This is a genomic window from Galactobacillus timonensis, from assembly GCF_900240265.1.
Taxonomy (GTDB): Bacteria; Bacillota_I; Bacilli_A; order Erysipelotrichales; family Erysipelotrichaceae; genus Bulleidia; species Bulleidia timonensis.
Map to the genome: position 1 here is coordinate 598,900 of NZ_LT964739.1, position 24,335 is coordinate 623,234.

Annotated in this window: 21 protein-coding genes and 1 pseudogene; 16 read left to right on the top strand and 6 right to left on the bottom strand. The window is 49.5% G+C overall.

The window, feature by feature from the left end; all coding sequences use genetic code 11:
• Nucleotides 1-192: 192 nt before the first annotated feature.
• The 7 genes from C1714_RS02800 (at nt 193) to C1714_RS02830 (ending at nt 8,133) form a co-directional block, all read left to right on the top strand.
• Nucleotides 193-1,314 carry a PhnD/SsuA/transferrin family substrate-binding protein gene (locus tag C1714_RS02800; RefSeq protein WP_102341762.1) on the top strand — a complete coding sequence of 374 codons (1,122 nt, stop codon included), beginning with the start codon at nt 193-195 and terminating at the stop codon, nt 1,312-1,314.
• A gap of 93 nt (nt 1,315-1,407) precedes the next feature.
• Nucleotides 1,408-2,187, top strand: coding sequence for a phosphonate ABC transporter ATP-binding protein (gene phnC, locus C1714_RS02805; protein ID WP_102341763.1), 780 nt, complete (start codon nt 1,408-1,410; stop codon nt 2,185-2,187).
• A complete protein-coding gene (phnE, locus tag C1714_RS02810; protein WP_102341764.1) occupies nt 2,187-3,032 on the top strand; it encodes a phosphonate ABC transporter, permease protein PhnE in 846 nt (281 codons plus the stop codon). Before phnC ends, phnE (C1714_RS02810) begins: the two co-directional genes overlap by 1 nt.
• A gap of 9 nt (nt 3,033-3,041) precedes the next feature.
• Complete coding sequence (gene phnE / locus C1714_RS02815; protein ID WP_102341765.1) at nt 3,042-3,863, top strand: phosphonate ABC transporter, permease protein PhnE; 822 nt, start codon at nt 3,042-3,044, stop codon at nt 3,861-3,863.
• A gap of 214 nt (nt 3,864-4,077) precedes the next feature.
• On the top strand, nt 4,078-5,553 hold the full coding sequence (locus tag C1714_RS02820; RefSeq protein ID WP_102341766.1) for an RNA-binding domain-containing protein: 1,476 nt from the start codon (nt 4,078-4,080) through the stop codon (nt 5,551-5,553).
• Between the two features lie 77 nt (nt 5,554-5,630).
• Nucleotides 5,631-7,145, top strand: coding sequence for a bifunctional metallophosphatase/5'-nucleotidase (locus C1714_RS02825; RefSeq protein WP_102341767.1), 1,515 nt, complete (start codon nt 5,631-5,633; stop codon nt 7,143-7,145).
• A gap of 10 nt (nt 7,146-7,155) precedes the next feature.
• Nucleotides 7,156-8,133 carry a hypothetical protein gene (locus C1714_RS02830; protein ID WP_102341768.1) on the top strand — a complete coding sequence of 326 codons (978 nt, stop codon included), beginning with the start codon at nt 7,156-7,158 and terminating at the stop codon, nt 8,131-8,133.
• Nucleotides 8,134-8,397: 264 nt separating this feature from the next.
• Here the strand turns inward: C1714_RS02830 and C1714_RS02835 are convergent, their stop codons facing one another.
• Together C1714_RS02835 and C1714_RS02840 are read right to left on the bottom strand one after the other, a co-directional pair.
• Entirely contained in the window at nt 8,398-9,789 is a 1,392-nt protein-coding gene (locus C1714_RS02835) for an ISL3 family transposase (protein WP_102341307.1), read from the bottom strand.
• Between the two features lie 218 nt (nt 9,790-10,007).
• Entirely contained in the window at nt 10,008-10,550 is a 543-nt protein-coding gene (locus C1714_RS02840) for a hypothetical protein (RefSeq protein ID WP_102341306.1), read from the bottom strand.
• Nucleotides 10,551-11,009: 459 nt separating this feature from the next.
• Here C1714_RS02840 and C1714_RS02845 point away from each other — a divergent pair, with 459 nt between their 5' ends.
• The gene (locus tag C1714_RS02845) at nt 11,010-11,255 is read left to right on the top strand and encodes a type II toxin-antitoxin system Phd/YefM family antitoxin (RefSeq protein WP_102341769.1); all 246 of its coding nucleotides are present in this window, start codon (nt 11,010-11,012) and stop codon (nt 11,253-11,255) included.
• A 43-nt stretch (nt 11,256-11,298) separates the two neighbouring features.
• Nucleotides 11,299-11,651: pseudogene (locus C1714_RS02850) on the top strand (type II toxin-antitoxin system VapC family toxin).
• Nucleotides 11,652-11,786: 135 nt separating this feature from the next.
• Here the strand turns inward: C1714_RS02850 and C1714_RS02855 are convergent.
• The gene (locus C1714_RS02855) at nt 11,787-14,870 is read right to left on the bottom strand and encodes a Cna B-type domain-containing protein (protein WP_167849907.1); all 3,084 of its coding nucleotides are present in this window, start codon (nt 14,868-14,870) and stop codon (nt 11,787-11,789) included.
• 323 nt (nt 14,871-15,193) lie between these two features.
• On the opposite strand from C1714_RS02855, the gene C1714_RS02860 reads away from it, so the two are divergent.
• Nucleotides 15,194-16,165: an IS1595 family transposase gene (locus tag C1714_RS02860; protein ID WP_102341771.1), complete on the top strand. Its 972-nt coding sequence runs from the start codon at nt 15,194-15,196 to the stop codon at nt 16,163-16,165.
• A 21-nt stretch (nt 16,166-16,186) separates the two neighbouring features.
• Here the strand turns inward: C1714_RS02860 and C1714_RS02865 are convergent, their stop codons facing one another.
• Nucleotides 16,187-17,167: an InlB B-repeat-containing protein gene (locus C1714_RS02865; protein WP_102341772.1), complete on the bottom strand. Its 981-nt coding sequence runs from the start codon at nt 17,165-17,167 to the stop codon at nt 16,187-16,189.
• A gap of 201 nt (nt 17,168-17,368) precedes the next feature.
• Here C1714_RS02865 and C1714_RS02870 point away from each other — a divergent pair, with 201 nt between their 5' ends.
• Complete coding sequence (locus C1714_RS02870; protein ID WP_102341773.1) at nt 17,369-17,929, top strand: histidine phosphatase family protein; 561 nt, start codon at nt 17,369-17,371, stop codon at nt 17,927-17,929.
• A 16-nt stretch (nt 17,930-17,945) separates the two neighbouring features.
• Here C1714_RS02870 and C1714_RS02875 read toward each other — a convergent pair whose 3' ends face one another.
• Nucleotides 17,946-18,356 (bottom strand): DUF2871 domain-containing protein, encoded by a 411-nt coding sequence (locus C1714_RS02875; protein WP_102341774.1) that lies wholly within the window; start codon nt 18,354-18,356, stop codon nt 17,946-17,948.
• 165 nt (nt 18,357-18,521) lie between these two features.
• On the opposite strand from C1714_RS02875, the gene C1714_RS02880 reads away from it, so the two are divergent.
• Together C1714_RS02880 and C1714_RS02885 are read left to right on the top strand one after the other, a co-directional pair.
• The gene (locus C1714_RS02880) at nt 18,522-18,869 is read left to right on the top strand and encodes a type II toxin-antitoxin system RelE/ParE family toxin (RefSeq protein WP_102341775.1); all 348 of its coding nucleotides are present in this window, start codon (nt 18,522-18,524) and stop codon (nt 18,867-18,869) included.
• On the top strand, nt 18,866-19,168 hold the full coding sequence (locus C1714_RS02885; protein ID WP_102341776.1) for a helix-turn-helix domain-containing protein: 303 nt from the start codon (nt 18,866-18,868) through the stop codon (nt 19,166-19,168). The genes C1714_RS02880 and C1714_RS02885 overlap by 4 nt, the downstream gene beginning before the upstream one ends.
• Nucleotides 19,169-19,272: 104 nt before the next feature.
• Here C1714_RS02885 and C1714_RS02890 read toward each other — a convergent pair whose 3' ends face one another.
• Nucleotides 19,273-20,250, bottom strand: a complete 978-nt coding sequence (locus tag C1714_RS02890) for an aldo/keto reductase (protein ID WP_102341777.1) — start codon at nt 20,248-20,250, stop codon at nt 19,273-19,275.
• Nucleotides 20,251-20,336: 86 nt separating this feature from the next.
• Between C1714_RS02890 and C1714_RS02895 the strand changes: the two genes are divergently transcribed.
• From C1714_RS02895 to pflB, 3 genes are all read left to right on the top strand, one after another.
• Entirely contained in the window at nt 20,337-21,050 is a 714-nt protein-coding gene (locus C1714_RS02895) for a Crp/Fnr family transcriptional regulator (RefSeq protein ID WP_210115242.1), read from the top strand.
• A 108-nt stretch (nt 21,051-21,158) separates the two neighbouring features.
• Nucleotides 21,159-21,938 (top strand): pyruvate formate-lyase-activating protein, encoded by a 780-nt coding sequence (gene pflA / locus C1714_RS02900; protein ID WP_102341779.1) that lies wholly within the window; start codon nt 21,159-21,161, stop codon nt 21,936-21,938.
• The gene (gene pflB, locus C1714_RS02905) at nt 21,935-24,205 is read left to right on the top strand and encodes a formate C-acetyltransferase (RefSeq protein WP_102341780.1); all 2,271 of its coding nucleotides are present in this window, start codon (nt 21,935-21,937) and stop codon (nt 24,203-24,205) included. The genes pflA and pflB overlap by 4 nt, the downstream gene beginning before the upstream one ends.
• The last annotated feature ends 130 nt before the right edge of the window (nt 24,206-24,335 follow it).

Below are 24,335 nucleotides of genomic sequence, written 5' to 3' on the forward strand. Positions count from 1 at the left end.
CAGAATGTATGATTCCCAAGTCCTCTTCCACCTATTTTTCATTTTCAGAAAACTGTTTCGGCATTCTCTGAAACGAAACCCCCGATCATAGCAGGCACAACAAAAAATGGAGCCATTATCATATTTCACATTGTTTTCACATTTCAGATACACATATAATGAGCTTGCGTTTTCGAAAACGCTGGAGGAAAAATGAACTTTAAAAAGCTCTCAGTATCACTGCTCGCAATGGCAATGCTGGCAGGCTGCGGATCTTCTTCCGCATCTGCGACCGCTTCTGCAGCATCCGCAACAGACGGTTCCGCTTCCAAGGGTTCCATCGATGTTCTGAAGATGCAGTTTGTTCCGTCCCGTGACGCAGAAACCATTCTGCAGGGCACATCCAAGCTCCCGGAGCTGCTGAAGGAACAGATGGCCAAGCGCGGATATGACATCGGCGATATTGAAATCACTGTCGGTGCCGGATCTGACTACAACGTTACCGGCGAAGCTCTGGCTTCCGGTTCCGTTGACGTCGCATGGCTGCCTGCTTCGACCTATGCAAACTATTCCGATGATACGACGCTTGCCCTGACGGCTACCCGTGATGCTCTGAGCAATGACTCCGAGGATCCGAAGACCTGGAACGGCGAAGCCAACGCTACGACGCGTGTCGCCGGCCAGCCGGTTACCTACTACCGCGGCCTGATGTATGCAGGACCGTCCGAGAACGGACGCAAGATTGCTGCCAAGGTCGAGGCCGGTGAGGAAATCACCTGGGACGATCTCAACTCCTGCAGCTGGGCAGTCGCTTCCACAACGTCTTCCTCGGGCTATATCTTCCCGACACTGTGGCTCATGAAGAACTACGACGGCAAGACCCTGGCAGATCTTGCTCACACAACACAGCTCTCCTATCCGCAGGCATTCGCTCAGGCAGCTGCTGAGACGATCGATATCGTCCTCTGCTACGCTGACGGTCGTATGGACTATGAAGATGACTGGACCCGTCCGACAACCGAAACCGATGATTCCGGCAACCAAGGCTTCGGACGCTCCGCTTCCATCTATGATGAGATGTCCGTCTTCGCTGTTACGGATCCGATCTACAACGATACCGTCTGCCTGACCAAGAATCCGGCTGCCGGCCACGAAGTAGTCGCTACGGATGACTTCCTGTCCGCATTCCAGGATGCCATGATCGAGATCGCAGGCACCGATGAAGGCAAGGAGATCATCTCCGTCTACAGCCACACCGGCTATCTCAAGGGCGATCCTGCCAACTACGAAGATCTCAAGACGGGTCTTGAGACTGTCGCAGCAGCCAACGAGTAATTCGCATCACACAATAAATCAAACCATCGAGGCGGGTTGAACTTCAGCCCGCCTTCTTCATAGATTAAAATGGATCACAGCAGGAGATAGAACATGATTGAGTTTAAAGACGTATCCAAAACATATCCCAACGGAACCAAGGGTCTTCAGCACGTTAACCTCAAGATTGATCAGGGCGAGTTCGTTGCCATCATCGGCCTCTCCGGTGCCGGCAAATCGACACTGATCCGTACCATCAACCGTATGATTGATATTACGGACGGCCAGCTGATCGTTGACGGGACCGACGTCATGACCCTCAAGGGGAAGGATCTGCGCCGCTTCCGCCGCCACATCGGCATGATCTTCCAGTCCTTCAACCTGATCACCCGTTCCACCGTCATTAACAACGTTCTTACTTCCTATGTCCCGGACATGCCCTGGTATAAGGTGCTCTTCGGCATCTATTCCAAGGAACAGAAGATGAAGGCACTCGAAAACCTCGACAAGGTCCAGATCCTCGACAAGGCATATTCCCGCTGCGACGAACTGTCCGGCGGCCAGATGCAGCGTGTAGCGCTGGCCCGTACATTGACGCAGAATCCTTCGATCATCCTGGCCGATGAGCCGGTCGCATCGCTGGATCCGATCATGGCCGACGTCGTCATGAGCGACTTTGCCCGCATTAACAAGGATATGAATATCTCGATCCTGCTCAACATCCATCACGTCGATCTCGCCCTCAAGTATGCGACACGCGTCATCGGCATCCGTGCCGGCCACGTCGTCTATGACGGCCCCACCAGCAACGTAACAAAGGAAGTGCTCGACGAAGTCTACAACGGCAAGGAAGTCCCCAAGTCCACGGACCCTAATACGGCAGAGGTACACTGATGTCCGAAGTCGACGTTCGCAAAGCCCCTCTGTTTGACCGCATCTTCAAGCCGCAGCTCGTTACGCTGCCCAACGGTCATACGGTCAACCGGCCCCGCTCCCGCGGACCGCTGATCGCTGTCGTCCTGATCATTGTCGTCGCCGTATGTCTGAAGGTGACCGGCTTCAACTGGTCCACCCTCACATCGCGAATCTCCAAGATGGGCGAAATTCTTGCCCAGATCTTCCGCCCCGACTTCAACTATGCACACTCCGTCTGGCAGCCTCTGATCGATACGATTCAGATGTCGCTGCTCGGCACCTTTGTCGGATGCCTGCTGGCTCTGCCCCTTGCGATTATCGCTTCCAGCAACATCGTCCATAACAGAGTCGTTCTCTCGATTGTGCGTCTGTTCCTAGCGATTGTTCGCTCCGTTCCGACCCTGGTCATCGCCAATATCTGTGCATTAATCTTCGGCCTTGGTACCTTTGCCGGCTTCCTTGCGATTACGATCTTTACCATCGGCGTCGTCTCCAAGATGCTCTACGAGTCGATCGAGACGATTGACATGAAGCCGTATGAGGCGATGACAAGCTTCGGCGCCAGCACGATGGCAGCCTTCTGGGCAGCATGCATGCCCCAGATCCTGCCGACGTATCTTTCGCACTGCCTGTACTGCTTCGAGATGAATGTACGTGCCGCATCGATTCTTGGCTACGTCGGCGCCGGCGGTCTTGGCATCCTGATTTCGGAACGTGTCGGCTGGCGTGACTACAGCGGACTCGGCATGGTCCTGCTGGCACTGTTTGTTCTCGTCGTTGCGATTGACTTCTTCTCTGACTGGCTGCGTTCCAAGCTTTCCTGAGGTGACTCCATGAGTGAAAAGAAACTGACAGTTGAAGAAATGTATGAGGCACAGCCCCATCATCTTGTCCGCAACATTATCATCTTCGCCATTGTTCTGATCCTTGTAATCTGGAGCCGCAGCGGCATCGACTTCAACGGCGTGTCGCAGGGCGTCAAGATTGCACAGGGCACGATCTACGGTCTGGTGCATCCGGACTGGAAACAGTTCACCGACATGACGGAAACCGGTATTCTCTACCTGATGTTCCAGACGATCGCCATTGCCATTCTCGGCACACTGTTCGGCGGCATCCTTGCGATTCCGGTTTCCTTCCTGGCATCGAACAACATCGTTCCGCGTCCCGTCGCCGTCATCTTCCGTGTCCTGATTCTTCTGATCCGTACCATCCCGTCCCTTGTGTGGGCTCTGATGTGGATCCGTGTTACGGGACCGGGTGCCTTCTGCGGCGTCGTTACGCAGTCCATCTGCTCGATCGGCATGATTTCAAAGATGTACATCACCGCCATTGAAGATCTTGATACGGGCATCCTCGATGCCCTGGACGCAGCCGGCTGCTCCACGTTCCAGAAGATCCGCTGCGGCGTCCTGCCCCAGCTGTCCGCATCGTTCATTTCGACAGTGATCTACCGCTTCGATATCAACCTGAAGGATGCGACAATCCTGGGCCTCATCGGTGCCGGCGGCATCGGTTCCGCCCTTGTCATTGCGATCAATGCGATGCGCTGGACGCAGGTCGGTGCCTATTTGCTGGCACTGATCATTGCGGTCATCATCATCGAATACTTCTCGACCAAGATCCGCATGCGCCTGGCGGGCGGCCGTCAGTAAGCGGACGATAAGCAGCCGCTCTTGCACCAGTACATCAATACCAAAGAATCTCCAAACCCGGCCGGATGAAAAAATTCATCCGGCCGGGTTTCTTTCCTTCACTTGTTGTGAAGTTGCAGTGAAGTGGAATGAAGTTTTGAGTGAAGTGCAGTGAAGTTTTACTTCATTTACTTCACTGCTTCCTTATAATGGAACCAGAAGGGAGGCCGGCAATATGCAGATAGAAGAGCTTATTCCGGGCGTAAACCTCGAAACGAGGCAGACGGAATTTAAAGGAATCCTAAAAGAAGGCGTCAATAAAGGCGGGACACCGGAAGAGATCAGCTGGCTCAAAACAATTGCGGCTTTTGCCAACACGGATGGCGGCGATCTGTATGTCGGAGTCGAGGATCGGTCCCACAAAATTGTTGCGCTGGATCATACAGAGGCTGACAAAACAGTCCGCATGGTTCATCGGCAGATCCGCGAAAAAATCGAGCCAACAATCTCCTATTCCATGGAATCGATTCCTGTTCCCGAAACTTCACCGATCCGGTATATTCTGAAAATTTCCGTTTCTGCAAGCGAGGACCTGCCTGTGATTCTGCACAGTAAAGGTTTTCTCGGCATCTATGTGCGCAATTTCGGTCGGACTGAATCGGCTTCCCCCGAGCAGATCCGCGACCTTGTGCTTATGAGCGAGCATATCCCCTATGATCAGCCGTTTACAGAACTGACTTATCAGCCGCAGGATTTTTCCGTATTTCACCAGTTGCTAAAATCTGCGGGAATCAAAGTGACGGAGAAGGCTTTGATCTCAATCGGCTTCATGAATGAGAAACGCCGTCTTTCCAAAGGTGCACTGCTGTTTCAGGATTCCTGCCGGACTCCGGAAACCAGAATGGTGATGACTCTCTGGAAGGGGCTGGACAAGGGGAGTGATATCGTTCTGGCCCAGAAGGAATTTATCGGAAACCTCCTTACCGGAATCCAGGAAGGCATCGACTTTGTTATGGATCATTCAGCAAACGGATTTATCAAGCGCCCAGATACGCGTCAGAGTTATTTCGCCTACCCGCAGCGTTCCGTCATGGAAGGAATTGTAAACGCGGTGGGGCACCGCAACTATTTCATCCAGGGCAGTCAGATTGAAATCAACATTTTTCAGGATCGGCTTGAAATTACTTCACCCGGTTCTCTGCTGGGAGTGCGGCGGCTGAACAGGGAAACAGATATTGCATCAATTATCCCCCGACGGCGCAATGAAGTAATCTGCTCGATCCTGGAACTGTGCCGTCTTATGGAAGAAAAAGGCAGCGGCTTCGACAAGATTGAATCGGATTATCAAAATGCGGACGATGCACATAAGCCGTATGTTTCCTGTGACGCTTCCTCATTCACTCTCTGTCTGCCGGATCTGACGGTAACGTCAGCTATGGAAGCGACGAAAAATCAGGAATATGCCGATGTATATACTGCCGGCTTGACAACCGGAAAATATGATCTGAAGATTCTTGGCTACTGCTATTACAAAGAACGTTCAGTACGTGAGATAGCCGATTATATCGGTCTGAAGCCTTCCACTTACTTCAGAAAAAATACGATCCAGCGGCTTGTGGACGGGCATTATCTGACGGAATCGATGAGCAGCAGAACATCGTTCTACCGTGCAAACCATGCAAATGTTCTGCTCAATCACCTCGATGCTTGACATGGTCATTCGTAAATAGCTTCATCTATTGATTCCGTTTCTGGGTATAATAAAAACCGCTTAAAGGGAGATGTTCTATGAAAAACCGGATCCGCATTTTAGCTACCAGCGACGTGCATGGCCATATCACTCCGTATCTCTATACGAATGGTCAGGAATATGACGGCGGCTTTGCCAAGCTCAGCACACTGATCCAGCAGCTGCGTGATGAGAATACGCTGCTCATTGATAATGGTGACAGTATTGAAGGCAGTGCCCTGACCCGCTACCATGCGGTGGCGCATGAGCGAATGGTTTCGCCCGTGACGGCTGTCATGAACGCCATGGGCTATGACTATATCAACCTGGGCAACCATGACTTCAGCCTCGGTCAGCGTGCCCTTGCCATTCATCTCAAGGCCCTTAAGGCTCCCTGCATCACCAGCAATATCACGTTCCACGATGCGCCGCTCGGTCCGACCTATGTGATCCGTGACTTCGACGGCGTCAAGGTTGCGCTGATCGGTGTCAGTATCACCGACACAAGGCACACAGAGCCGGCCTCAAACATCGAAGGCTACAGTTTCCTTGATACGATCGAAACAGTGCAGAATGCCGTCGATGCCGTTCGCCATCTCGAAAATCCCGCCTATGTCATCGTCGTCTATCACGGCAGCTTTGAAATCAATCCGAAGACCGATTCCCGCTCCGGCTGTATGCAGGGCGACAACTGTGCCTATGCCATGCTGCAGCAGGTACGGGGCATCGATGTCCTGATTGCCGGCCACAGCCATCAGCATCTGCTCGGCACCTATAACAATACGGTATATGCCGAGACGGAAGCCGACGGCAGAGAACTCATCTGCATTGATCTGGCAACGGATTCCCATACCATTGAACCCGTCATCTACCGGGCCGATGGCGAAGCGGATGAAGCGATCATGAAGCTGATCGCACGCGAAGAAGCGGATTGTCAGGCGTGGCTCGATGAGCCCCTGGCCAAAACAAACATGGATCTTCGCATCGCCAATGAAAATGAAGCCAGACTCAAGGGCACTCCTTCCATTACCCTCTTCAATCATATTGCCATGGAAGAAACCGGAGCCATGCTCGCAGCCTGCTCACTATTCAAGGGCGCAACAGGCTTTGGCGCCTCAATTACACGCAGAGCCCTGTTTACCAACTATCCCTACATCAACCGTCTTGTCGTCAAGAAGCTGTCCGGCGTACAGCTGAAGGAATTCCTCGAAGAGGATGCGTCCTACTGGAGCGCCAACGCCGCAGCTCAGATTGTTGCCGGCGAAGATCCGGCTCATCCGGAAAACTACGACCTTGTCAGCGGCATCGACTACCGCATCAACGTTGCCAATCCAATCGGCGAACGTGTCGAAGAGATCCTGTACCAGGGTAACCCGATCACGGAGGACAGCACCTTTACCCTCTGTGTCAATTCGTACCATGCGGCAGGAGGCGGTGGCTTCCATGTACTGAAGCAGTGTGAGACGCTGAAGACGATCGACAGCAGCTTTACGGATCTTGCCGAGGCCTGGTTCAAGAACCACCCGGTCATTGAATTTGATCCGGAATTCAATATCCACGTTGTCAATGAGTGAGGTAACAAGCATGTCCAAAGTATTTCAGACCATTCTTCTGCAGGCGCTGCCGGCAAGCGGAAAGTCGGAAGTGCGCAACTTCCTGGCCAACGTCGAACCCAAACGTCTGGAAGAGGAGTTTCATATCGGCGCCAATCTGCAGCTGGATGATTATCCCTATGTCAACTTCATGCGTGAAATCGACACGGCTCTGGAAGCGGTCCATCAGCCCCGCATCTTCTATCCAAGCAACGACAAGCCGTTGATCGACGGCCGCGACTGGGCGACGTTCATCAATCTGCTGAATGAGGATTATCACAATCTCCATAACCGGGTTCATGTAAGCCCGGACAGCTATGCGCTGTATCTGTTTGACCGGATGGACAAGGCGGCGATGGGTGCGGGACTCGATGCCCGGATTGCCGGATTACCGGATGATGTAAGAGACGCTATCGCAAAGAAATTAGAGGCGCCGGCAAAGAAGATCATCACAGACCTTGAGGCACAGTATCCAGACAGCTTTGACAACAAGACGCTGATCATTGAATGTTCGCGGGGCGGAAAAGACGGCAGCACGATGCCGCTATCCGGTACGATGGGCTATCAGTTTTCGCTTCCGTATCTTGCCAATGATCTGCTGGAACATGCGGTCATTCTCTATATTCTTGTGACGCCTGAGCAAAGCCGCGCCAAGAACTTTGCCCGTTCCGAAGGCAATACGGATCAGTCGAGCAATCTGTTCCATGGTGTGCCGCTGGATGTGATGCTCGGCGATTACGGCTGCGACGATATGATGTGGCTGATTGACCACAGTGAAGTCAAAGGTACAGTCACAGTCAACGCACATGGCAAAACCTATCATCTGCCGGTCGGTGTGTTTGATAACCGCATCGACGCAACCAGCTTCTTGCGCCGTGATAAAGCGACGTGGACAAGCGAAGAGATTGCGACGGTCACCAACGGCATCCGCCAGGCGACGGATGCAATGTGGGAAAACCGCAATCGGTAATATTCCAAACCTTCTGTACTGCTTCACCACAAGTCAGCAAAAATCCATTCTTATCAACATCAGCCTGGTCGCACTGCGGTCAGGCTTTTATGTACTTCGCACATGAGCGAAAATCGGCGCTTTTGAAATGTGTGGGGTTAGAGTCAAACCGGAGCGATAAATCTCTGGGGTAACTGGCGCCCCATAATCATGAACTCAGCGCCCGAGTCATCTGAAGTAAGACATGACCTTACAACTGGTTTGAACAGCTGTGAGGCCAAGTTTTTATTTCGCCGTTTTTGTGACATTCGAGTGTATCGGGTTCAATGAGTAGGTCGCATCCTTGTCCAGAACGTACATGAGGCGGTTGCGGAATCTGTCCCAGTTGTGATAGCCGTTCGCATTCTTCTTGATGCACTTACAGATTGAGTTTCGGTTTTCAATGATCGCATTGGTCATCCGCTTATGATAGGCATTGGGTTTGCCGGTCTTGGAATCGACCTTGTAGATGTAGCCGTAGGTAGTAAGAGAATTGATGATTTCGGTCCGCCATTTGGTCAGTGTGCTGGCGAAGTGACGCATTTCCGGTACCTGAGACTTCCTGAACTCCGTAATCAGTTCGTTCAGTTTCTGCTCCCTATCGTTGGGCGTGGCGGTCTCATAGTAGTCGTATACTTTTTCTTTCAGATTCCATGACTCCATCAGCTCAGGGCTTATTTTCAGGAGCTTCTCGCGGAGATCATAGTAGTTAATCGGAAATTTGAAATGATTGTTATATCTTCTCTGTCCGTTTGGATCGAACAGCTTCTTACCATCTTTTGTGCTGCTGTCGGAATGCCTGTAGAGAATCCAGTTGAACTTCTTGAGAAGATAGTATTCATCGGAACCTTTTGTGGTTCCTTTCATGGCACGGATTCGAACACTGTCGGTCTGGCGTCCCAGTTCCTGGCAGAGATGGAATCTGTCCACGATACCGATACTGTTCGGGAAACACTTCTTCATGACCGTTCGATAGGTATCGTACATATCGAAGGAACAGGCTTTGACTTTCTTCCGCTCTTCCAGCGGGATCTTCATAAAGTAGCTGAGCAGCCGATCTTCCCGTCTGGAGTTCAGGAAATCAATGGGCGTCTGTCTCTGGAAATCCATAAGAACACAGACGAATTTCTCGCTGTAGTTGCGGAAGGCATAGACTTCATCAAAGCTGATCATCTCCGGCAGAGGTTTCCTGGGAAGACTGACGTGATCATCAAACAGATAGGCAGCTGTGGCAGGAGAGAGATGATACCTGCGCGCAACGGAAGAGAATGTCTCGTTATAGTTCTTCAGATCCGTGAGCACTCTCTGAACCGTGAATGCGGAGATACTCATACTGCCAAAGGAGAATGGATTCTTCTCTGCATAGGTTCGATGACATACCGGACAGACATATCGTCTGGCCCGGTAAAGCAGCGTACATTTACGATCAGAAAGAACACTGTGCGTAATCTTCTTCCAGTAATAATCTTTGATCCTTGGAGTTTTACAGCCGCATTCCGGGCAGGGCTCATAGTGCGGAACGAGCCGGACTGAGATCTGTGCATTTCCATTCAAGTTCTGATACTGGAAGTCCTCCACATCACTGTCTTCCAGGCCGAAGAGCTCCATGATGTCCTCTTTATTCGTGTTAAGAGACATACCGATGACCTCTGATTCTGCAGGGAATCGATTGAATACCGTATACCATGCATGAATTCCTTTCCGGAAAGCCGAATCAAAATGATGAACGAAGGGCTTTTCTTCAAAATGATGAGGTGAAACGTTCCTTCGTTCGGTATTGATCGGCTTTCATCCCTTCTGCCCTCAGAATAGGAACGCAGAGGCTTCTTTGATATTCCTGCTGTGAGAAAAAGAGGTCATGTGAAAACGAGCTGGCAGCGCAGCTTTCTGTTCTGCAGGAACTGCCTGCCAAGCAGGGTAATACAATTCGTGGTTATATCCGTATTGAGGTAAATGCGCCTGGTATTGAGAATACTCTGCCAGTACCGGTTGAACTTCCAGCGGATCAGCCGTACAGCGTCATAGTCAAAGGAATTACCGCTTTCTTCAACGGTAAAGGAACGATCCCCGCATGAAGTAAGAACAGCGGTAAAATCGTCCGCGGTGCGGCTGCTGTAGGGGATCATGAAAGACAGCAGAACTGCATCTGCAGACGAGCCTTTCCGGTAAACACGCTTAATGATCAGTGGCACAGTATGATCAAGAATGGTAAATCTTCTGCTGTACTTTGCGTAATACAGATAGCCATTATTCACAATCAGTTCGGAAACCGACTGATCATAAAAGACCTGAACAGCTCTTGTAATGATTTCCTGTGTGGAAGAATCGTTTGAGGAATGAATCAGGCGATTCTTAACAAACTCCACGAGCTTGTGCAAATGACAATGAATCATGATCATCAGACAGGTCTATAATGGAGTCGCTGGCATGTGCTGGACTGCGAAGGGTTTGGGGATGCCAGCTTTTATTATTGCCAGGAGCTCAACATTCCTCCTTTACCTGAAGGATAGTCTTTTTCATCCAATTCGAACAATACCTGTACAAAAAAAGCAAACCCCAGAGTCTTAAACTTTCACAGACATACATAAAAGATGGCAACCCCATCACCTTGAAATGCAGGTCACCATCCCCTCAAATTTTTAAATATCCCGAAAATCACACAGTACCCAGCATCCCTGAATTACCAGATAAAGTATGGCCATGGAATCCTTCTTCCCTGTGGGTACTGACAGATGTCCCTCCCGTAGTTAAACTGTTCCTGCAGAATCTGTTTTTCTGCAGGAAAATCCATCCCTTTCCCAGTTAAATATCTGCAGATTTCCGCTCAAGCTCAGCAGATTCAGAAGGAGGCCGTACATATGCCAGATGTATTATCAGTAAGTTCTGCTGAGTTACAGAACAACTTCGGCAGGTACTTAAGTATCGTAATGGAAGGAACGCAGATCATTATTACAAAGAATGGAAAACAGGTTGCGCGTCTCATCCCTGAAGATGCGGCTGTTTCTTACCTGACTGATTCTCTCACAGGGGTCTTAAAGGGCAATTTTAATCCGGATGAAGCAAAGGATAAAGAATTGAGAGAAAAGTATGAAGTTGCTGATTGATGCAACTATCCTGCTGGACGTTTTGCAGGCGAGGGAGCCTCATATGAAGAACTCGTCTCTTATCTGGAAACTGTGTGAAACAGGTGAAGTAGATGGATATGTTTCTGCGCTTACTCTCGCCAATCTTGTTTATGTGATGCGAAAAGAACTGGATCCTAAAGACATCCATAATGTTTTAAAAAACTACAATTGGTTTTTCATATTGCTGCGTTGTCTGAAGCTGATCTCCAACTTTCATCTGCGATGGAGTGGAAAGACTTTGAGGATGCAATACAGTGTGCAACCGCAGAGAGGATCAATGCAGATTTTATTATTACCCATAACGTTAAAGATTTTCTACAGAGCAGGAAAGCGTTAGCGTTTACCCCGGCCGAGTTTCTAGAGCGATATTATTAACCGAAACTGAAAGATGCTGGCTGCATTGATCCTCTCATCCCCCGTTTTATACATTCCCGCTTGATCAGCGGACCGCAACATCAAAAGAGGCATTATCACAATGCCTCTCCATTTTATTTTTGGCGCACCGAAGTATTATTCGTGATTCTCTTTTGCTGCCGTGGACGGAATAATTTTCCCAAAGATGCAGGTTGCGACTGCATTTCTTACAGGCTCACTGCTGTCAGCCGGGATGTAGGTATTGGTAATCGTTGTTCCCTGAACAGATGTAGTGTACCCGCTGACGGCTGTTTCTGAGGCTGTATAGATGTACGCATTGCCATCCGCATCCCTGACCGGAAGATCCTGATACGTGTAGCTCCAGCCCTGATCTGCACTCAGAACAACGGGATCCTTAAAGGCATTTCCGTTACACAGCAGCTGAACTGTAATCTGATTCGGCCTTGTGCCGTTACTGTTGTTCTGGTCATTCCAGATCTTGTTGATGGTGATGTCTCTTGTTTCCAGAATATTGATAAATGAATACTGCTTAATATTGCTTACATATCCCGGCACAGTATCCTCTGTAACCGAGTAGCTGAACGGGTTACCTTTCTTATCACAAACAGGCAGTGACGTGAATGTATTTATCCAACTGTTTTCTTCCGACAGTGTCTTAACTTCGGAACCGCGTACTTCTTTCTTTTTGCCTTCTCCATCCGACTGATACAGATGAACCGTGATACTGTCGGGGCGGAGTCCGTACCTGTTCTCCTGGTCTTCCCAGATCTTATTGACGGTAACATCTTCTGTCTGAAGCGTGTTTTTGATGATTGCGGATGTTTCGTTTTTGTCCTGAATGCTGGAACTATATCCAGGGACAGAATTTTCCTTCACAGAATAGGTAATCGGATTTCCGAATTCATCCTTATCCTTAAGCACCGGCCACGAATGCTCCCATTTGTTTTCTTCTGGCAGTGCCACATCATCAACAATCACGGGATCTTTATCTTTCACCGTAGCAACCAGTTGAACCTGTACAGAGTCTGGGCGCGTCTGATCCCTCCATTCTTCATCACCAGCCCAAATCTGAGAAACTGAAAATGATGTATGGGAATAATCAATCTCGAAGTTGACTGTATAATTCTCTGTCACCTCGAAGGAAATTGAATTACCTGAATCCAGCTTTTCTTCACTTATTGCTAATGCCGCTGTCCCTGCCCCGGCAGCTGATCCATTGACTTTTGTAACAACCGAATAATTGTCAACTGCATAGCCCGATTCCGTAAGATGAAGCACCGTTCCATAAGGAATATCCTTTATCTCCCAGGTATACTCCTTGCCATTCAAGGTTAATTGTTCGGGAACATCTTGAATCGCAGGTTTTTTCGCTATTGCTATCTTATACGCATCCGGCAGTTTATCGATACCAGAAAAAGAAGTGTTTACCGTCACTGTATATTTCTTTATCTCCCATTGCGCCTGAAGGACGGTATCCTGCAGTCCCATTATGAAGGATGAACTCTTGACCGGTGAATCGTTTCCTTCAGTCGCACTGGCCAGGCGCAGCACTTTTCGACCAGCGGCTGACGACGCAAACTTTGAGCCATAACCTCCGGACACTATTTTCCACCCAAGGAATTCATAACCAGTACGTGTCGGAGTAGCTAGCCTAGCAGTGTCGAGAGGATTCATTGTAGAAGATATCGTCGTACTTTCAGGATAATTTCCGCCATTAGGATCAATGCGTAAAGTAAATTTGGTTTCTGACTTTTGATCAATATCGATATCTCTGCCAGTGTACGTTCCGTTATTAAACGACTTACCGGTCAGCGTTGCGGTATTCGTGACTGTACCAGGTATTATTTTTTTATTATCAACCGCAGTAGTCGAAAAGCTATACGTCAGCCAATCACCGGGCTTTGTTACACCTCCTTCCCCGAAGGTTATCTGGACTTCATTTCCGGACACTTGCCAGTTTGATTTGTCGATCGTATTCCCGTTCAATGTTGCCTGAATGGAACTCGGATCAATCACATAGTTTTTGTTAACATCAATCGTAACTTTTCCTTCCCGGATCGTCGTATTCGACTCTTCACCGCTCTCCGGCTTCAGATTTCTGGCCTTACCGGTAACCTGAATTGTCCTCCCGCCATTATTGTCATTCTTTGTGTTTTGGATGGTAACATCGCCGGCAGAAACATCAACATCTACTGCAATGCCGAGCATGTTTGTAACAAGCCAGCATGGTCGCGGATTAAAACGAAGCGCCACCTCAGAAGCATTATGATCCAGGGTAATGTTATGAATATTTGTGGATCCATCGATATCCAAAAGTTCCACGTCACTGCCGACCAGCTGACGGTCCTGATAAGTGGCCGGAGACGAATAGTTCACTTCCTGGGCAATCGGTACCGTATTCCTTGTTTTCAGCATATTCAACGGGGAGGTTGCGGTACGGTTGCCATTAACCGCCACGACATCCTGAAACTTCTCATCACTGCCGTCCGATGAAATCTGCACTTTTCCACAATCATGTACATCGCTGTTCGAGATGTTATACAGAAACTGTCCCGTCACCGGCTTTGACGTATCCTGAAGCGTACGAATACCATCACCCGATACTGAAATCGTCGACCATTCATTTGCGGTATTCACCACTTTTCCAAATGTCAGCTTAACCAGCCGATTGTGGAGATTCTCATTTTTCTCTACAACAACAATCTTCCAGTCAGCAGACGCATCGCTGCTATTGCGGAACGGAACATTGCAGCAGTAGTACCATCCATATCCATACTTCTTCACGTAGTCCGTAATATCAACGTAGCCAAAGGAATTATTATTGAACCCCGAAGTAAAATACTCCGTCATCGAAAATTCCTGAACGGATTCCGGCTGCACGCTTCCGCCGGTTTCATTTCCTCCATACACAAGCGTCACAGGATACTGGGCAACAGGGTATCCATTTACTTTTTCGTTGCCCCAGTTGTATTCAATGGTCAGATAAGCCTTTTCGATTTTTTCCGGTTTCAGTCCACTGACATTTTCCAGCTTTGAGCCACCGGAGTTTTTCCAGCCCTCATTGTAACAATGAGCGTCTTCAATCTCTTTCAGATTTGGCAGATGTGAAAAACCAGTGCTGATCCGTTGTCCATGCGGATCCCCATCCTCCGAAAAGCCATTGGAAGTACCGCAGTAGTTGAGCTGATACTTTCCGACTGCTTTATAGACTTCTTTCATTCCTTTGTTGTCGATAATTGCCGGTGCCGGGTTTGTTATTTCGGGGAGTAAACGAAACTGGGTATGGCAATAGAGATGTATTACAATAGAAAAGCCAAATATAAGAACATTTGAGCTGCCACTCGGCCTTATGTTTGGCGACATTCCTCGTCGGATGGCAGCTCAAATGTGATGAGGNTCGGGGAGTAAACGAAACTGGGTATGGCAATAGAGATGTATTACAATAGAAAAGCCAAATATAAGAACATTTGAGCTGCCACTCGGCCTTATGTTTGGCGACATTCCTCGTCGGATGGCAGCTCAAATGTGATGAGGAATGTCGTATGCCGTCAAAAGCAGATCTTTTTGACTTTGTGTCGTCATTAAGCAGCGACGAGTTTCGTTATCTCCGGGATGTCGTTACATATAGGGTCAACCAGGAGAAGTATGGGTTTTCCACATTGGACGAAGCTGCCGAGTTCTATGGCAGACCTGCGCGATGCCCTGAATGTGGAAGTACTCACTGCATATCAATAGGGGCTTCTACTAGTGGAAATAAGCGATTTCAGTGTAAGAATGGTGGTCATAAGTTCAGCTATCTTTCGGGAACAGTATTCTATTCTGCCAAGAGAAAATTTGATGTATGGGAAAGATATATCAATTGTATGATTTACTGCCCAACGGAAATACTAGCCGAACATGTATGCGATATTTCACATCCTACTGCACATTTATGGAGGCATAAGATCTTTGCGACGGTTGATGGATACCAGGACCATCTGATTTTGTCAGATCGTATCTGGATTGATGAAACATATCTGAATGATGGCAGAATCATGCATGAATTCGGGGAGAAGAGGAAGAGAGGGCTTTCAAAAGACCAGATATGCATCATTGTGGCAGTTGATATCTACAAGAATGTGATAGCTATTGAATGCGGCAATGGCGCTCCGACAGCTCAGAGAGTAGAGGATGCGCTTATCAAACATATAAAATCAGGTTCAACGATTGTTCATGACGGGAATGCAGCTCATAATCAGTTAATTGCAAAAGCTGATTGTATTAGCGAAGTCTATATAGCAGACACTGACAATCCTGAGTATATAAAGCATATGCAGTTAGTTAATAACTTGTGCGGGTGGCTTCAGAGGTATCTATATAAAGTGATGGGAATGAAGATGGATAACCTTCAATCTTATTTAAATTGGTTCGTATATTTGTTTCGGATCAAGAGAGACGATGAAAAGTATCCTAAGGTTGAACGAGTCATACGCCATTTGCTGCTGACGGATACTTATTATGTTCGCCCGTACTGATTCAACTGCACCCAGTTTCGTTTACTCCCCGATTGTTATTTGTTTCATAGACGGCATCTGTGCCGGCGCATGTCTTACAGCAAACACAAGAAGCGGAGAAAACGAATCCACAGAAAAAGCAGCTTCCGTCGCATGATCATCCAGACTGACATCATCAATAACCTGGGGCTGCCCATCTTCCGGGACATGGACAACCTGAAGAGTAACATTCGGATCAGTATCTCCATTTTCATCCGCTTCCGATGTCAGGACTCCATCCTTTGTATTCATTGTGATATGAACCGGGTGACCGTCCGCAGGTTCTACCTCAGTCTTTATTCCCTGACCATCATAATTAAAGAAAGAAACATCCACCGCGACCGGTTCTATCGAATCATCAATCTGTTCCGTACCATTCTCAGCTTCAAGGGCATTTTCCAAAGCTTCCCTGCCTATTTCAACGACATCAGGATCCTCGATATCTTTTACTTCCATCCAGGTTCCATCAGGGAATGTGCTGTCTTCAAAAGCCGCCGAAATCCGGATACCCTTCGCAGTAGTCTGTGTATAAGCGATTTTTGCAAAGTTTGCGGTATACGTGGCGTCACCACGGATTGAGCCGGCATCCGGGAGGAAAACCGGCTCCTGCGAAACAACCGTGTCATCGATCGTCCAGTCCACAAAGTAATAACCATCATCCGCCTTAGCGGCAGAACCCTGCAGAGCAGGTGCTTCCCCGTTCTCAGACAATTCAACAGTTTCTTCATCCAGGGATACAGAGCCTCCTTCACCGGCTTTATACGTAATCGTTACCGTTGCGCTACCGTTTTCTTCCGGCTCCTGGGCAGCAGTATCTTCCGGCGGATTATTCTGAGTCTCATCTGCAGGTGCAGAAGAAGCTGTCCCATCAGGCGACGGTGCACTCGTTTCCTCAGCTTCCGCAGGATTTATTCCCCCAAAGAAAACTGTAGCCGTGAGAAGATATGCAAAGATTCTGGATCCATTTCCCCGTGTTTGTTTCATAAGCCCTCCTCTACGCATCATATTCATTATCAGGCAGCCTTGAAGAAGTTCCTCCGTTCTTCAAATGCAGACTCAGAATATGAGATATTTGCAATCGCCACTATAGCACATTAGGTTTGGAGGTTATTGTGCATTCATTGTAGAAATCAGCAATAAATAATATCCTAATACCAACGATATTATTAACTGGAAAGGAATACGATGAAGCAAATCTATCTGATGCGTCATGGTGAGACGCTCTTCAACAAAATGGATATCAATCAGGGACAGTGTGATTCTCCTCTTACCGAGGCCGGCATTGCACAGGCAATCGCTGCCCGTGACTGGTTCCAGTCCAATGGGATTACGTTTCAGGCCGTCTACTGCTCACCGCTGTTACGGGCATGTGATACGGCGGAATTAGTTACTGATCTTCCGTTGCGGCGCGATAAGGGGCTCAAGGAAATATTTCTCGGCTTCCGCGAAGCTTCAAGCAACGCTGAAAATCCTCATTTTCCCTATGGCGACTATTTTGTGCCGTATGGAGGCGAGGATCTGAACGAATTTTATAATCGCATCACTTCGACCATTACACGTATCGCAAATGTTGATGAAGAAGGACCGGTTCTGATTGTTTCTCATGGCACGGCAATGCGCTGCTTCCTGCAAACGATCGATCCCCAGCATCGTGATCCGGGCGTACCGGGCAACTGTGCCATTGCCGATCTCCACTATGAAAACGGCCGGTTCCATCTGCAGCAGATCATAGAACCGGCCAGTTAATATCAATTGCTTTCGCTTACTCCGCTGCTTTCTTTAAGGCATGCAGCAGAAGCAGCAGCCCGACAGCCACCAGAATGTGACCGATGCCGGCGATACCTGAAATGGCCGCAGAAGCCGCACTCGACAGTGCCATGCCCTTTACTTCGGTGATGCCGCGCACAAGCATCATAATGACTGTCAGCGGCAGGCCGATGTTGTAGACAGCCATAAAGCTGCGGAACGACTTCTGTCCTTCCAGATTCAGGCTCCTTGAAAACAGGGCAACCAGCAGATACACAATCATCCCGAGCATAAACAGATGGGCATGTACCTTGCCAAGCATCGTTACGCCTTCATATCCGTTCCACTTCGTAAATTCACGGTAGAATACGCCGCCGATCATGGCCGCAACCGCATATCCCTCTGCAATATTTAAATACTTCTTCATAGGTTTTCTTTCCCGCCTCCTGCTCACACCATAGCATTGCCCGAACGGGAGTCAATCAGCATGCCTCAGGAAAATGAACCTATGATAGTGTGGTATGAGTTTAAGAATAGCTATTGACAATATGTCGTTTTCAACATATTCTACCGATGTAGAGAGTAAATCAAAATGTATGAGGTTGAGTTTTATGGCACAGAAAACGGAAGATCACCGGCAGCAGAATTCATAGATGGCTTACAGCCAAAGATGAAGGCTAAGGTCCTGAGGACAATCGACTTACTTGAACAATATGGTCCATCTCTGAGAGAACCATACTCAAAATCTCTTAATGGCGGGATCTTCGAGCTTCGCATAAAGCTGGGGTCTGATATTTCCAGAGTTCTGTACTTCTTCTTTATTGAGAAAAAGGTTGTGCTCACAAATGGATTCATTAAGAAAACACAAAAAACTCCGTCCGAAGTGATAGAAACGGCAAAGAAATACAAAATTGATTATGAAAGGAGAAACGGAAAATGAGCAGCTATCGTGCATACAAAAGCAAAGTTCTTAGCGATCCAACCGTCAAAGCTGAATACGATGCGCTTCAACCGGAATACGATATCATCAGTGCAATGATTGAGGCGCGAAATAGTGAAGGCCTGACACAGAAGGAACTGTCACAGCGTACAGGCATCACGCAGGCAGATATCAGTCGCATCGAGAATGGCACAAGAAACCCTTCCCTGGAAATGCTCAAGCGGCTTGCAAAGGGCCTTGGCATGAGACTTAAGGTTGAGTTTGTCCCCGAAAGTAAGGTAAAGGTTGTGCAACATTGAAAAACCCGCAGCTATCGGCCACGGGTTTTTTTCGTTTTGCAGAACGTGCATTTGCAAATGCGGCGAACAGGCGACGGCGGAAATTCTGTCACACCCGCTTTTGATTACCGCGGATTCTTCAGCGCACCAACAATATCATGCGCATGATACGGCTCCTCAAGATATGCTGCATCCTCATCGCTCAGTTCAACATCCAGTGCCGCCACCGCATCATCGAAGTGATGCGCCTTAGTTGCGCCGACAATCGGCGCGCTGACCCCGCGCTTCCAGAGCCATGCAAGAGCGATCTGGGACATCGACACACCATACTTCTTCGCCACCTCATCGACGCGGTTGACAATCAAAAGGTCATTGTCCTTTTCCTTATCATACTTGGCCCGCAGCGTACGATCGGTCTCGCTGCGCTTCGAATCCGTTGTCCATCCGGCATGCGCCAGATGACCGCCGGCGAGTGGCGAATACGGAATCAAAGAAACGCCATACTGCTTCGCAACCGGAATCAGTTCCCGCTCATCTTCCCGGTACAGCAGATTGTAATGATTCTGCAGAGTGGAGAACTTCGTCCATCTGTGTTCCTCGGCCGTAAGCTGCAGATTATGAAACTGATAGCCGTACATCGCCGAAGCACCGATGGCACGCACCTTTCCCTGTTTCACCAGATCATTGAGCGCCTCCATCGTCTCTTCCATTGGCGTATCGTAATCAAAGCGGTGAATCTGGTACAGATCCACATAGTCCGTGCCAAGCCGCTTCAACGTACCATCGATTTCCCGGTGAATCGCTTCGGAAGAAAGATGACCGTCATTGAAGTACACCTTCGAGGCAATCACGACCTTATCTCTGGGGATGCCAAGATTACGCAGCGACTGCCCCAGATACTCTTCGCTCGTACCGAACGAGTAACTGTTCGCTGTATCAAAAAAGTTAATGCCCAGATCCAGTGCATGTTCCACAACCTTCTGCGTCTGCGGCTGCTCGAGCGTCCAAAGATGAAATTCTTCCGACGGATGGCCAAACGACATACAGCCGACGCAGATACGCGACACCTGAATGCCGGTGTTTCCCAGTTCTGTGTATTTCATTTTCATCGTCTCCTGTTTGTTTTACTGGTGCTTCTATCTTTATTGTAATCGTGCCCCGGTTCCTGTCATCTGCTAGGATAATGGCGATGACTAATACATGCCAAAACACTTCCTGTCCCTTTTATAAAAGCCATACGCTTTGCACATCTCAGATCGGCATCTTTGCCGACCTGCCGCTGCAGGCGCAGGAGAAACTCATATCCCATGCGGTCATGAGCACCCACCCAAAGGATCAGATCCTGATTCGGGAGGGGCAGCCCATCGACTCGATCATGATCATTCGGCGCGGCCGCATAAAGATCCGCCGCATCGAAGCCAGCGGCCAGGAGCACGTCCTCGACATCCTGCATGACGGTCAGGCCATCTGGCACGATATGTTCCTGGACAATCCGGTCTATCATTACTCCGTCGTCTGTCTGACCGATGTCGATCTTTGCGAAATAAGGAGAGAAGAGTTTCTCGCCCTCCTTAAGCAGCAACCGGAGACGGCCATGCGTCTGATTCAGATCCTCAGCAGCGAACTTGCCGAAGCCAAGGAAAAGATTGTACTTCTTTCAATCCGCGATCCAAAAGTACGTCTCGCCGGTTTTCTTCTGGATCGTGATACCCGCTGCATCGGTCCCTATATTCACATGCGTCTCGATGATATCGCCGCTTCGATCGGCCTTCGTCCTGAGACTGTTTCCCGCAGCCTTTCGAAGCTGGAAAAGGAAGGCATCATCAACCGCCTCGGTCAGGGGAAGCTTCAGGTCAAAGACCGCGCAGCTCTGCAGAAGCTTCTCGACGATAACGAAAAATAAAGAAAATACGCACTATTTGATTTCAATCAAGGAATGTTCTATCTGCTGATGATAGCCTCTCTTCTAGAAAGACAAATCCACAGCGGTTTTCTTTCGGAGGCAACACAAATGATTCAAGGAAGAATACACTCAACCGAAAGCTTCGGATCCGCCGACGGCCCCGGCGTCCGATTCCTCATATTCCTCAGCGGATGTAATCTGCGCTGCCGCTATTGCCACAACCCCGATACCTGGGCACGCCAAAGCAATGACCTGCGCACCGCCGACGAACTGCTCGATCAGGCGGAGCGCTACCGTCCCTATTGGGGAAAGGAAGGCGGAATCACGGTCAGCGGAGGCGAGCCGTTACTGCAGATCGACTTCCTGATCGATCTTTTCCGCAAAGCGAAGCAGCGCAATATCTCAACCTGCATCGATACGGCCGGCCAGCCCTTCACAAGAGAAGAGCCCTTCTTCTCCAGGTTTCAGGAGCTGATGCAGTATACCGACCTCCTGTTACTGGATATCAAGCACATTGATCCCTACCAGCACCGGCTTCTGACCGGAAAGTCGAACGAAAACATTCTCGACATGTTCCACTATCTCGATGAAATCAATAAGCCGGTCTGGGTACGCCATGTTCTGGTCCCCGGGATTACAGACGACGACACCTGGCTCTTTCAGACACGTGCCTTCCTGGCATCGCTCCATAACATAGAGCGCATCGACGTCCTTCCCTACCATACGCTCGGGCTCCACAAATATAAGGCGCTCGGCATCCCCTATACACTCGAAGGCGTCGATCCACCAACAAAAGAACGCATCGAACACGCAAAGAAGATACTCAGCGGAGAACTCACTTCGCCCATGATTCATACAGAACAAACAGAAAGAAGGCTGCACATATGAACACACAGAACGCATGGAGATCATTCAAAGGAACACACTGGCAGAACGACGTCAACGTCCGCGACTTTATCCAAAACAACTACACACCCTATGATGGCGACGAATCCTTTCTGAAAGGACCGACCGAGCGCACCAACAAACTCTGGGCAAAGGTACAGGAACTCCAGAAAGAGGAACGCGCCAAAGGCGGCGTCCTCGACTGCGAAACGGAAGTTGTTTCCGGACTCACCGCCTACGGACCCGGCTATATTGATCCGTCCCTCAAGGATCTGGAACAGGTCGTCGGCCTCCAGACAGACAAACCTCTGAAGCGCGCCTTCATGCCCTATGGCGGCATCAAGATGGCGGAAGAAGCCGCCGAAACCTACGGCTACCACGTCAATGACAAGTTCCACAAGATCTTTACCGAATATCACAAGACGCACAACCAGGCTGTGTTCGACGCTTATACGCCCGAAATGAAGGCAGCCCGCCACAGCCACATCATCACCGGCCTTCCCGACACCTACGGCCGCGGAAGAATTGTCGGCGACTACCGCCGCGTAGCCCTCTATGGCATCAACTATCTGATCAAAGAGAAGAAAAATGATCTTGTCAACTGCGGCGACGGCACCATGACCGACGACATCATCCGCCAGCGCGAAGAGATTGCGGAACAGATCCGTGCCCTTGAAGGCATGAAAAAGATGGCCGAAATCTACGGCTTCGACATCTCCAAGCCTGCCAATAACGCAAAGGAAGCGGTACAGTGGCTCTACTTCGGCTATCTGGCAGCGATCAAGACCCAGAACGGCGCCGCCATGTCCGTCGGACGCATCTCCACCTTCCTCGACATCTATCTGCAGCGCGACCTGCAGGAAGGTACGCTGACCGAGGAAGAGGCGCAGGAGCTGATTGATCATCTCGTTCTCAAGTTCCGTATGGTCAAGTTTGCCCGCATCCCCAGCTACAATGCACTCTTCTCTGGCGACCCGGTTTGGGCAACCCTGGAAGTTGCCGGCCTGGGCATGGACGGCCGCTCCATGGTCACAAAGAACGATTTCCGTTTCCTGCACACGCTGGAAAACATGGGACCGGCACCGGAGCCGAACCTCACCGTTCTTTACAGCTCCCGTCTGCCGAAAGCGTTCCGCGACTATGCGGCCCGCATCTCGATCCGCACATCGTCCATCCAGTATGAAAACGACGACGTAATGCGCCCGATCTGGGGCGACGACTACAGCATCTGCTGCTGCGTCAGCGCCACAGAAACCGGCAAAGAGATGCAGTTCTTCGGTGCCCGTGCCAACCTTGCCAAGGCCCTGCTCTATGCCATCAACGGTGGCAAAGACGAGAAGTTCCTCGACAAGAACGGCAACCACATGCAGGTAGGACCCGAATATGCACCGATCACCTCTGACTATCTTGATTACAACGAAGTGATGCATAAATACGATCAGATGCTCGACTGGCTTGCCGGCCTCTATGTCAACATCCTGAATCTGATTCAGTACATGCATGATAAGTACTACTATGAAGCAGCCGAAATGGCGCTGATTGATACCGATGTGCGCCGCACCTTCGCCACAGGCATCGCCGGCTTCTCCCACGTTGTCGACTCTCTCTCAGCGATCCGCTACGCAAAGGTACGTGTCATCCGTGATGACAGCGGACTGGCTACCGACTTCCAGGTCGAAGGCGACTTCCCCCGTTATGGAAATGATGATCCGCGTGCCGATGATATTGCCGTATGGCTGCTGAAGACCTTCATCACCAAGATCAAGAAGCACCACACATACCGCAACTCTGAAGCTACAACATCGATCCTCACCATCACGAGCAACGTCGTCTATGGCAAGGCTACGGGTGCACTGCCCGATGGAAGAAAGGCATATGAACCTTTCTCCCCGGGTGCCAATCCTGCCTATGGCGCCGAGAAGAACGGCCTGCTCGCATCGCTCAACAGCGTCGCCAAGCTTCCGTATGAATATGCCCTCGACGGCATCTCCAATACGCAGACGATCAGCCCTTCGGCACTTGGCAACGATGAAGATCAGCGTACCAGCAACCTCGTCAACGTTCTGGACGGTTACTTCGATCAGGGAGCCCACCATCTCAACGTCAACGTCTTCGGCATCGATAAGCTCAAGGATGCGATGGAACATCCTGAGAAGCCCGAATACGCCAACTTCACCATCCGCGTCTCCGGCTATGCCGTCAAGTTCATCGATCTCACCAGAGAACAGCAGCTCGACGTCATCGCAAGAAATGCGCATATGAATCTGTAAGTCGAACAAAAACGGAAACAGCTGCAGCGGAATTGTTCTGTTGCAGCTTTTTCATGCAAAAATAAAAGCCAAAGAAAAACGGTGCATCTTTGCAGAGACACCGTTTCTTTTGGTTTGATCGATTGTTTTT

What these genes read in the sequence shown, in the direction of transcription:
- C1714_RS02800 (WP_102341762.1), top strand. Translation starts at nt 193, where the DNA reads ATGAACTTTAAAAAGCTCTCAGTATCACTGCTCGCAATGGCAATGCTG.
- phnC (WP_102341763.1), top strand. Translation starts at nt 1,408, where the DNA reads ATGATTGAGTTTAAAGACGTATCCAAAACATATCCCAACGGAACCAAG.
- phnE (WP_102341764.1), top strand. Translation starts at nt 2,187, where the DNA reads ATGTCCGAAGTCGACGTTCGCAAAGCCCCTCTGTTTGACCGCATCTTC.
- phnE (WP_102341765.1), top strand. Translation starts at nt 3,042, where the DNA reads ATGAGTGAAAAGAAACTGACAGTTGAAGAAATGTATGAGGCACAGCCC.
- C1714_RS02820 (WP_102341766.1), top strand. Translation starts at nt 4,078, where the DNA reads ATGCAGATAGAAGAGCTTATTCCGGGCGTAAACCTCGAAACGAGGCAG.
- C1714_RS02825 (WP_102341767.1), top strand. Translation starts at nt 5,631, where the DNA reads ATGAAAAACCGGATCCGCATTTTAGCTACCAGCGACGTGCATGGCCAT.
- C1714_RS02830 (WP_102341768.1), top strand. Translation starts at nt 7,156, where the DNA reads ATGTCCAAAGTATTTCAGACCATTCTTCTGCAGGCGCTGCCGGCAAGC.
- C1714_RS02835 (WP_102341307.1), bottom strand. Translation starts at nt 9,789, where the DNA reads ATGTCTCTTAACACGAATAAAGAGGACATCATGGAGCTCTTCGGCCTG.
- C1714_RS02840 (WP_102341306.1), bottom strand. Translation starts at nt 10,550, where the DNA reads ATGATCATGATTCATTGTCATTTGCACAAGCTCGTGGAGTTTGTTAAG.
- C1714_RS02845 (WP_102341769.1), top strand. Translation starts at nt 11,010, where the DNA reads ATGCCAGATGTATTATCAGTAAGTTCTGCTGAGTTACAGAACAACTTC.
- C1714_RS02855 (WP_167849907.1), bottom strand. Translation starts at nt 14,870, where the DNA reads ATGAAAGAAGTCTATAAAGCAGTCGGAAAGTATCAGCTCAACTACTGC.
- C1714_RS02860 (WP_102341771.1), top strand. Translation starts at nt 15,194, where the DNA reads ATGCCGTCAAAAGCAGATCTTTTTGACTTTGTGTCGTCATTAAGCAGC.
- C1714_RS02865 (WP_102341772.1), bottom strand. Translation starts at nt 17,167, where the DNA reads ATGAAACAAACACGGGGAAATGGATCCAGAATCTTTGCATATCTTCTC.
- C1714_RS02870 (WP_102341773.1), top strand. Translation starts at nt 17,369, where the DNA reads ATGAAGCAAATCTATCTGATGCGTCATGGTGAGACGCTCTTCAACAAA.
- C1714_RS02875 (WP_102341774.1), bottom strand. Translation starts at nt 18,356, where the DNA reads ATGAAGAAGTATTTAAATATTGCAGAGGGATATGCGGTTGCGGCCATG.
- C1714_RS02880 (WP_102341775.1), top strand. Translation starts at nt 18,522, where the DNA reads ATGTATGAGGTTGAGTTTTATGGCACAGAAAACGGAAGATCACCGGCA.
- C1714_RS02885 (WP_102341776.1), top strand. Translation starts at nt 18,866, where the DNA reads ATGAGCAGCTATCGTGCATACAAAAGCAAAGTTCTTAGCGATCCAACC.
- C1714_RS02890 (WP_102341777.1), bottom strand. Translation starts at nt 20,250, where the DNA reads ATGAAATACACAGAACTGGGAAACACCGGCATTCAGGTGTCGCGTATC.
- C1714_RS02895 (WP_210115242.1), top strand. Translation starts at nt 20,337, where the DNA reads ATGACTAATACATGCCAAAACACTTCCTGTCCCTTTTATAAAAGCCAT.
- pflA (WP_102341779.1), top strand. Translation starts at nt 21,159, where the DNA reads ATGATTCAAGGAAGAATACACTCAACCGAAAGCTTCGGATCCGCCGAC.
- pflB (WP_102341780.1), top strand. Translation starts at nt 21,935, where the DNA reads ATGAACACACAGAACGCATGGAGATCATTCAAAGGAACACACTGGCAG.